Below are 7,513 nucleotides of genomic sequence, written 5' to 3' on the forward strand. Positions count from 1 at the left end.
ACTCCTAACGATTTTGATGAGAATGCCCAGGCACACGCCCGACTTCCGACTGGTACGATGACATATATAACTTGGTGCCCTTGACGTGGATTGAACACGTGGCCTCTCCCTTACCAAGGGAGTGCTCTACCACTGAGCTACAAGGGCTACTGTTGCATGCACACTAACCGCACATGCCATTTGACTCTGGAGCGGGTGAAGGGAATCGAACCCTCGTCATAAGCTTGGAAGGCTTCAGCTCTACCATTGAGCTACACCCGCGAGGGCGACCACTTCAGCCGCAACCTTTTACTACAAAATCCCTTAACTTGGTGGAGGGGGCTGGATTCGAACCAGCGTACTCGTAAGAGAACAGATTTACAGTCTGTCGCCTTTAACCACTCGGCCACCCCTCCGCAATGAGCCCTGAATTATGCAGGCTTCTTCGAGCACTGTCAACTGATTGCATCCATTAATTTTATGCGATCTTTTTACGGACATTACACAACAAATAATTAAAATCGCAATTTAGCTTGCTCACACTGTCAGGCGCTTGCGGCGCACAGCATGGCAAAAATTTTGAGAAAATTCGGGTTGCCTCCCGGGCAGAATCCTGAACTATCTTTCCGTATACACTTGCTGCACGACACAGGGCCGACCGCACTCCCAATCGGTCTGTCCGAATTTAATGCGTTTTTATCCATGCCTCCAAACCCATGATTACTATTTTGCATAATCCACGCTGCTCAAAATCGCGCGCCGCGCTGATGCTGGTACAGCAATTCGCCACCGACAACGCTGTTTCACTGCATACGGTGGATTACCAGACCTCTCCCTTGAATCTTGCCGAATTACGCACCCTGCAACAGCAACTCGGAATTCCGGTACGCGCCATGGTGCGCGACGGCGAGGCGCTGTTTGACACGCTGCGGTTGGCGCAGGCCGACGATGCAACGCTACTGGCGGCGCTGGCATCGCATCCGCAACTGCTGCAGCGCCCGATCGTGATTTATAAGGGACGCGCCATGATCGGCCGCCCGACCGAGCAGTTGCGCGCATTATTGCGCACAGCATAGAAAATCATTGCGCCGCCGGCGCTGCCCGCATCCGCCAAGCCGCCAGTATCGCTACTGCACACAAACCGGCAACCAGCAGAAAAGTGTCGTCGAATGCGCTAATGCGCCCACTGGCATCGGCTGCGCGCGAAGCCAAGCGCCATTCCAGCACGATACCGACCAGACTGATGCCGATCGCGCCGCCCAGCTGGCGGACGAAATTAATCGCGCTCGATCCCTGCGCGATCAGCTCGGGAGTAAGGCCGCGCAAGGAGCCCAGACTTAGCGCCGGCAGCACGAAGCCGAGCCCGATGCGGCCGATGACGGCCCACGCCATCAATAGATAATAGTTGCCTGCGCTGCTGCCGAGCGCCATCAGAACAAAGGACAGCGCCAGCAAACCGAGTCCGCCCGCAATCAGGATATTCGGCGGAAAACGATCGGCCAGATGGCCGGCCAGCGGGATGACCACGGCCAGAACAATGCCAGCAGGCAACAAAATCAACCCGGCTTGCGACGGCGTGTAGTGCAGCGCCATTTGCATGTAGACCGGCAGCAGATAAGTCGATCCGAACAAGCCCATGCCGTAGATGAAGGCCACCAGCGCCCCCATCGAAAACTGCTGATAGTCAAACAGTTTCATGTGCATCAACGGTTGCTCGGCACGCAGCTGATATGCGATGAAGCCAATCAAACTGAGGCCGCCTACCGACAGCAAAATTGCCGCCTGCCAGCCGTTGCCATGCAAATGCACCAGGCCATTGAGCAGGCTGATGGTGCTGAGGCCGACCAGCAGCAAACCCTTCCAGTCGAGATGCCTGGCATCGCCCATCAGCGGCGAATTGACGGCAAGAATGCGTCGAGTCAGCGCCAGCACCAGCAGGCAAAACGGCACCACCACGAAGAAAATCGAACGCCAGCCGTAATGCTCGACCAGAAAGCCGCCGACGCTGGGCCCCAGCGCCGGCGCCAGCACCACGCCGAAAGTGAAAATGCCGAGCGCGCGGCCCTGCTCGCGGGCGACAAACGCTCGCATGATGACGATCACCGGAATCGGCTGCAAAATGCCGGCGGCCAGCCCTTCGACCACCCGCATCGACAGCAGCATCGGCACGTTGACGCTGAAGCCGCCGATCACGCCGCCGGCCAGCAACAACAGGATTGCGCCGGTGTAGGTGCGGCGCAGGCCGAAACGCAGCAGTAGCCAGGGCGTGCTCAGCATCGAGATCGTCATCGCCAGCATGAAGCCGGACGAAACCCACTGGGCGCGCTCCTGCCCCAGATGGAAATACCGGCTCAGGTCGGGAATGGCGACATTGACGATGGTCGACGACAGGATCGACGCCATGGTGCCTATCATCACCGTCAGCAACACCCACCACTTGTAGCGATCGCCGTAACGGGCGCGCAATTGTTCCAGGGTCGGCTGCATCACGAGGCTCATCGGTTTGGCGGCTACAGAAAGCGCCCGATCAGCAGCACGATCAGCGAAATCAGGATGGTGGAAGCGAACGGCAGCGAAAACATGCGGCCGAACAGCGTGAAGCGCACATCGCCCGGCAAGCGGCCGACGCCGAGTTTTTCCAGCCACGGCAGCAGCGCAGAAAATACGATCAGCGCCACGAAAATAACGATTACCCAGCGGATCATGTGCGCGGCCCCATAGATACTCCAGTCATTTTTCAATAAACATCACAATTTCCACATACAATTAAAGCGGAAATTAAAATACATGTCATAGTATGTATAAATTACAGGCGATGACTACGGTCGTTGCGCAACAGCGCCGGCGCCAATTCGACATCCTTGCCGACCACCAGCACCTTGAACAGCTCGCCCATCTCGGCCGGAGAAATCAGCTTTTGCACTGCGTTGGCTTGCGGCAGATAGCGCATCGGATCGGTCGGCGGCGTGCGCAGCAACAGTTCGCCAATTCCCGCCGCCATCAGAAACCCGGCCTGGCTGGTGTAAGCCAGCAACTCCAGCCCGCCGTCCAGCGCCGCCTGCGCCATCGCGGTGAAATCGACATGGGCGGTAATGTCCTGCAAGCCCGGCAGGTAAAACGGCTCCGGATGGGTGTGATGCCGATAATGGCACATCAGCGTGCCCTGGGTGCGCTGGTCCAGATAAAACTCGGCGGCCGGAAAGCCGTAATCGATGAAAATCGCCGCCCCGCCCCGGCCGTGCAAATTTCGCCCTGCCAGCAACATGTCGGCCAGCGAATGCATGAAACCCTGCGCAGCCGGATGGACTTCGGTCAGATAGCCGACCGGCAGCATATCGGCCTGCGGAATCTGCGCCACCAGCGCGCTCGCTTCCATGCCGCACGGACGGTCGATCCAGCCAAAACCGTTGTCGGTGGCGCCGACGCCGCGCTGCTGCCAGCCGGTCGCGGTCTTGACCACCAGTTCGACCGGCATCGCGTCCAGCACTTCGTTGCCGAGCACCAGGCCGGAGTAGGCCGGCGGCATCTGCTGCTGCCACACCACCTGCGGGAAGTCGCGCAGCAAATGCTCCTGTCGGGCCCGCAACTCGCCTGACAGATCCAGAATCGTGTACTGCTCGAGCCGCACTCCCATCGCGCCCAGCTCGGTCAGAATGTCGAACGCCAGCCTGCCGCTGCCGGCGCCGAACTCCATGATCTGCGGTGTGGTCTGCGTCATCAGATCAGCCGCCACCCGCGCCAGCGCCGCACCAAAAAGCGGCGTGATTTCCGGTGCGGTTGTAAAATCACCGTCCCGGCCCAGCTTTTGCGCGCCGCCGCTGTAATAACCGAGTACCGGCGCATACAGCGCCAGCTCCATGAAACGCGAAAATGGCATCCAGCCCGCACGCTGCGCGATTTCGGTTGCGATCAGCTGCTGGAGCTGCTGCGATGCGGCCAGCGCATCGGGATGGGGTTCAGGTAATTGCATCAGGCAGATTGTAATGAATTGAAATAAGGCGCGGTCAAAATACCAACAAATATGCATACACAGCAACAAAAAAGCGCGCTCGTCACCGGCGCCGCGCGACGCATCGGGCGCACCATCGCGCTGGCGCTGGCGCAGCGCGGCTGGCATGTCGCAGTCCATTATGACCGATCCGGGCTTGATGCCGCCGACACCGTGCGCCAGATCCGCGCGCTCGGCGGCCACGCCGCTGCGGTGCAGTGCGACCTGGCCGATGCAGCGGCGGTGCAGACGCTGCTGGAGCGCGCCGCAACTGCGCTGCAATTGCCGCTGGCCAGCTTCGGCTGCGTGGTGAATAACGCCAGCCGCTTCGAGCACGACAGCGCGGCCGATTTTTCGCCAGCCTTGCTGGAGCGCCACATGCGCACCAACCTAGCCGCGCCGATCCTGCTGGCGCAGGCGCTGCACGCGGCAACACCGGAAGGCGCGCAGGCGGTCGCGATCAATCTGCTGGACCAGAAACTGTTCAACCTGAATCCGGATTTCCTGTCCTACACGCTGTCCAAGGCTGCGCTGCACAGCGCCACCACCATGCTGGCGCAAGCGCTGGCGCCGAAGCTGCGGGTGGTCGGGATTGCGCCCGGCATCACGCTGATCTCGGGCGACCAGACCGAGGCCGGCTTTGCTGCCGCCCACCGGCGCACGCCGCTGGGGCGCTCCAGCACGCCGGAAGACATCGCCGCCACCGTCTGCTTCGCGCTGGAAAACCGCGCGATCACCGGCACCACCATCGTGGTCGACGGCGGCCAGCATTTGATCCCTTTGCAACGCGACGTGATGTTCGTCGCCGCGCCTCCCACACTTTAAGAAAAACCTCATGATTTCCGCCCTGTCCCACCCGCAACTGATCGACTGCCGCCGCCTGTTCCTGCGCAACTATGAAGTGCAAATCAATATCGGCGTGCACGATTTCGAGAAGAGAGGCGAACAGCGGGTGCTGATCAACGTCGATCTGTACATCCCGCTGGCGTTGTCGACGCCGAAAGACGACAACCTGGCCGAGGTGGTCGATTACGATTTCATGCGCGTGACCATCGCCAAGCGCATGGCGCAAGGCCATGTCCACCTGCAGGAAACCCTGTGCGACGATGTCGCGCGCAGTATGCTGGCGCATCCGAACGTGCGCGCAGTGCGCGTATCGACCATGAAACCCGACGTCTATCCCGATTGCGACGGCGTCGGGGTCGAAGTATTCCAGATCAAGCAGGCCACTGCATGAACGCCCTACTAGAACCCCCCGACAGCCCGGCGCAAAGCGCCAGGCAAGCCGAGAAAACCGCCTTCGAAAACAACAAGCTGCACAAGCGCCTGTGCCGCCAGGTCGGGCAGGCGATCGGCGACTTCAACATGATCGAGGACGGCGACCGCGTGATGGTCTGCCTGTCCGGCGGCAAGGACAGCTACGCGCTGCTCGACATCCTGATGACGCTGCGGGAACGGGCGCCGATCAAGTTCGAGATCGTCGCGGTCAACCTGGACCAGAAGCAGCCGGGCTTTCCCGAGCATGTGCTGCCGGCCTACCTGACCAAGCTCGGCATCCCGTTCCACATCGAGAACCAGGACACCTACAGCATCGTCAAGCGCGTGATTCCCGAAGGCAAGACCACCTGCTCGCTGTGCTCGCGGCTGCGGCGCGGCATCCTGTACCGGGTCGCCGACGAACTGGGAGCCAACAAGATCGCGCTCGGCCACCACCGCGACGACATCTTGGAAACCTTTTTCCTCAACATGTTCTTCGGCGGCAAGCTCAAGTCGATGCCGGCCAAGCTGCAGTCGGACGATGGCCGCCACATCGTGATCCGGCCGCTGGCCTATGTGAAGGAAGAGGATTCGAGCCGCTATGCCGAGATCAAGCAATTCCCGATCATCCCGTGCAACCTGTGCGGCAGCCAGGAAAACCTGCAGCGCAAACACACCAAGGCCATGCTGCGCGATTGGGAAAAGAAATTCCCGGGCCGGGTCGAAAGCATCTTTTCCGCGCTGTCGACCGTGGTGCCGTCGCACCTGATGGACCGCGATTTGTTCAATTTCAGGGATTTGCAGCTCGACGGCGTAGCCAACCCGAACGGCGACATCGCTTTCGACGACGACCCCTGCACCACTGCCGCCGGCACCACCAGTTTCATCCCGCTGCAGATGCAGCGTTAATCCGGTTAAAAAAATGACGCAAAACAACTTGCGTATTTTTGCGTCTGCGATTTGCCAATAGCGCAGGCCAGCGGTGCCTGCGCTGTTTTTTTAGACTGTCTTCTCAAAAATCACCCCAACCAGGCCATCACGCTGCGGTTGATGGTCGCACCGCCGGCAATCAGCCAGCAAAACAGGATTGCGGCCAGGATCAGCGGCTTGACGCCGGCACGGCGGATCGCCGAGACATGGGTAGTCAGACCTAACGCCGCCATCGCCATCGCCAGCAGCATGGTATCGACGGCAATCGCACCGGCCACCACCGGATGCGGCAGCAGAAACAGTGAATTAAAGCCGACCACGGCAATGAAGGCAAAAACGAACCACGGGATCGCCAGCCGGGCGGGCGGCTCGAGGCGCCCCCTGGCGACTGCCGCACCGGAGCTACGGTCGCGGCGGGCCAGCCAAGTCGAGAGAATCAGCAGGAACGGCGCCAGCATCATGACCCGCACCATTTTCGCAATCACCGCTGCATTGGCGGCGTCCTGATCGATGGCATGCCCGGCCGCCACCACTTGTGCCACTTCATGCACGGTCGATCCGATATACACGCCGAAGCTGGCCGGCGCGGTACCCACCAGATGCCAATCCAGGTTCAGCCGGTACAGCAGCGGATACAGGAAAATCGCCAGCGTGCCGAACACCACCACGGTCGACACCGCCACCGTGACCTGCTCGGTACGGCCCTTGAGCACCGGTTCGACCGCCATCACCGCCGCCGCGCCGCAGATCGAGCTGCCGGCGCCGATCAGCAGCGCAGTGTTGCGATCGAGTTTGAATAATCGGGTGCCTAGCAACATGGCCAGCGCAAAAGTCGAAGTCAGTACCAGCGCATCGATTGCCACCCCGGCAAAACCGACCTGGCCAATGTCCTGGAAAGTCAGGCGAAAACCGTACAGGATGATGCCAAGTCGCAACAAGGTTTGCTTGGAAAAAGTCACTCCGGTGTGGCAGTTGCCTGCCAGCCGCGGGTACACGGTATTGCCCAGCGCAATCCCCAGCACGATGGCGATCATCAGCGCGCTCAAGCCGTGCGCCTGCATCCAGCCCAGGTCGCCCAGGGCAATCGACGCGTAGGCGATCAGGCCGCTCAATGCCAGGCCGGCCAACAGGGGCCGCACGCGGGCGGAAAATCCGGCTTGGGAATGGCGGGCGCCAGCAGGGGCGATATGCACCGAATTGGCAGCGTTGGCAGATTCGAGGGCAGGCATTTTTTCTCCGCAAATCGGCTCGATGAGGCCGTATGCGCTACAGTGTAGGGCCGGAAATCAAATTCATAAAACGCATCGTTTGCGTATAATCAACCTGAAAAACAGGTAACAAACCCCTCGAAAACCCCTT

General features: G+C 60.4%; 8 protein-coding genes and 3 tRNA genes. 4 read left to right on the forward strand and 7 right to left on the reverse strand.

The window, feature by feature from the left end; all coding sequences use genetic code 11:
- Positions 1-72: 72 nt before the first annotated feature.
- From HMCN_RS0116560 to HMCN_RS0116570, 3 genes are all read right to left on the reverse strand, one after another.
- Positions 73-147: transfer RNA gene (locus HMCN_RS0116560), tRNA-Thr, on the reverse strand.
- Positions 148-187: 40 nt separating this feature from the next.
- Positions 188-261: transfer RNA gene (locus tag HMCN_RS0116565), tRNA-Gly, on the reverse strand.
- Positions 262-309: 48 nt separating this feature from the next.
- Positions 310-395, reverse strand: a tRNA-Tyr gene (locus tag HMCN_RS0116570).
- A 300-nt stretch (positions 396-695) separates the two neighbouring features.
- Here HMCN_RS0116570 and HMCN_RS0116575 point away from each other — a divergent pair.
- Positions 696-1,055: an ArsC/Spx/MgsR family protein gene (locus HMCN_RS0116575; RefSeq protein ID WP_025918430.1), complete on the forward strand. Its 360-nt coding sequence runs from the start codon at positions 696-698 to the stop codon at positions 1,053-1,055.
- A 4-nt stretch (positions 1,056-1,059) separates the two neighbouring features.
- Here the strand turns inward: HMCN_RS0116575 and HMCN_RS0116580 are convergent, their stop codons facing one another.
- From HMCN_RS0116580 to HMCN_RS0116590, 3 genes are all read right to left on the reverse strand, one after another.
- Positions 1,060-2,478 carry a DHA2 family efflux MFS transporter permease subunit gene (locus HMCN_RS0116580; RefSeq protein ID WP_035627730.1) on the reverse strand — a complete coding sequence of 473 codons (1,419 nt, stop codon included), beginning with the start codon at positions 2,476-2,478 and terminating at the stop codon, positions 1,060-1,062.
- An 11-nt stretch (positions 2,479-2,489) separates the two neighbouring features.
- A complete protein-coding gene (locus HMCN_RS0116585; protein ID WP_025918432.1) occupies positions 2,490-2,684 on the reverse strand; it encodes a DUF2905 domain-containing protein in 195 nt (64 codons plus the stop codon).
- A gap of 101 nt (positions 2,685-2,785) precedes the next feature.
- Positions 2,786-3,949 carry a class I SAM-dependent methyltransferase gene (locus HMCN_RS0116590; protein WP_025918433.1) on the reverse strand — a complete coding sequence of 388 codons (1,164 nt, stop codon included), beginning with the start codon at positions 3,947-3,949 and terminating at the stop codon, positions 2,786-2,788.
- Between the two features lie 51 nt (positions 3,950-4,000).
- Here HMCN_RS0116590 and HMCN_RS0116595 point away from each other — a divergent pair, with 51 nt between their 5' ends.
- The 3 genes from HMCN_RS0116595 to ttcA are packed head-to-tail and all read left to right on the forward strand — an operon-like array spanning position 4,001 to position 6,133.
- Positions 4,001-4,792 carry an SDR family oxidoreductase gene (locus tag HMCN_RS0116595; protein ID WP_035627735.1) on the forward strand — a complete coding sequence of 264 codons (792 nt, stop codon included), beginning with the start codon at positions 4,001-4,003 and terminating at the stop codon, positions 4,790-4,792.
- Between the two features lie 10 nt (positions 4,793-4,802).
- The gene (locus tag HMCN_RS0116600) at positions 4,803-5,204 is read left to right on the forward strand and encodes a dihydroneopterin aldolase (protein WP_025918435.1); all 402 of its coding nucleotides are present in this window, start codon (positions 4,803-4,805) and stop codon (positions 5,202-5,204) included.
- On the forward strand, positions 5,201-6,133 hold the full coding sequence (ttcA, locus tag HMCN_RS0116605; protein WP_025918436.1) for a tRNA 2-thiocytidine(32) synthetase TtcA: 933 nt from the start codon (positions 5,201-5,203) through the stop codon (positions 6,131-6,133). Before HMCN_RS0116600 ends, ttcA begins: the two co-directional genes overlap by 4 nt.
- Before the next feature lie 110 nt (positions 6,134-6,243).
- Here the strand turns inward: ttcA and HMCN_RS0116610 are convergent, their stop codons facing one another.
- The gene (locus tag HMCN_RS0116610; RefSeq protein WP_035627740.1) at positions 6,244-7,383 is read right to left on the reverse strand and encodes a YeiH family protein; all 1,140 of its coding nucleotides are present in this window, start codon (positions 7,381-7,383) and stop codon (positions 6,244-6,246) included.
- Positions 7,384-7,513 lie beyond the last annotated feature (130 nt).

The organism is Herminiimonas sp. CN, assembly GCF_000622895.1.
GTDB lineage: Bacteria > Pseudomonadota > Gammaproteobacteria > Burkholderiales > Burkholderiaceae_D > AVCC01.